At 62.8% G+C, this 1,228-nt stretch carries 1 protein-coding gene; it reads right to left on the reverse strand.

The window, feature by feature from the left end:
• Positions 1-625: GntR family transcriptional regulator (locus ACMZ42_RS27190; RefSeq protein WP_415733454.1), on the reverse strand; the 625-nt coding region annotated here is incomplete at its 3' end.
• Between the last annotated feature and the right edge of the window lie 603 nt (positions 626-1,228).

Consider the following 1,228-nt stretch of genomic DNA (forward strand, 5'->3'; position numbering starts at 1 on the left):
GCGGAATGTTCACCGGGTGATGCAACAACCCCAAACGCACATATCGGAGCGTTTGGAGGGAGACGGACTGCAACAAGTCCGCGAGGGTCTGGTTGCTCGCTGCCGCCGCGATCGACGAGTTCAGCAGGAATGTCGCCGTCGCGTAGTCGTCAGCGGACTCGGAGACCGACCTCTCGACCGCAGGCATGTGGGAGTTCAGAACCGCGAGCAGCCGCTTCGGATCCCGGTCCATCTCCTCCCGAAGGAGCATTCCGTACAGCGCGATCCGGACGTCGAAGACGTTACGTACTTCCTTGGCTGTCGGCGCGGTGACGAGCGCCCCCCGCCGTGCCTGGAACTCGATGAGACGATCCCGCTCGAGGATGCGGAGCGCTTCACGGACCGGCGCACGACTGACGCCAAGAATCTCACAGATGTCCTGTTCGAGCAGGCGCTGGCCGGCATGGATGAGGTCGAAGGTGATGGCGCAGGCCAGCCGGGCAGCGACCTGTTCGGCCAGGGAGACCGCCACCTGCGTGCTGGAGCGATGCCTGAGCAGCGACTGCTCCACAGCCGTCATCCGTTGGTCACGAGGCAGGAGCAGCCCGGACAGGTCAGGCAGGTCCTCCGTCCGTTTGCGTGCCAAGCCGCAGTCCTCTTCCTTGCTCGGTCTCGTCGGCCAACGTCAACACCGACCGCGCGGCCGATACTGTACCGGCCCACGCGCGAATCCGGCGCCTGCCAGCAGCGATGTGGACAGCACTCGATCGTATCGTCCGTCGCGCTACTGAACACACTGTCGCAGATGTCCGTGATCGGGACGGTAAAATGAACGGCCCTGTCTCACATTCGGTGGTGACGGGGTATGAAGTCATCCGAGGAGGATGGGGCGGAGGAGGTCAAATCCTGCTCTGACGTACGCCTGTCTCGCGATCAGCTTCGTTTTGGCGTTGACGCCTTCGGTCGGACCGTTGCTGTACGGAAGCGCGAGCCCGGCCACGGCCGCGTCGCGGTCTTGATCGAGGCCGGCCAGCAGGCCGTCTGACCAGCGGCACAGAGCACCTGACGACCATCAGAACAAGCGTCAAGCGAACGTCACAATATCGCCCGTAACATCCGTATCACACATAACGCGCACGCGTAAAATCCCAGGTCAGGATCCGTTTACGGCCGGTTCGAGGATCGCGACGCACTCCACATGGTGAGTCATCGGAAACACGTCACAGACAACGACAGGCGACATAACCAC

Source organism: Lysinibacillus sp. NPDC056185 (genome assembly GCF_047737915.1).
Lineage (GTDB): Bacteria > Bacillota > Bacilli > Bacillales_A > Planococcaceae > Lysinibacillus.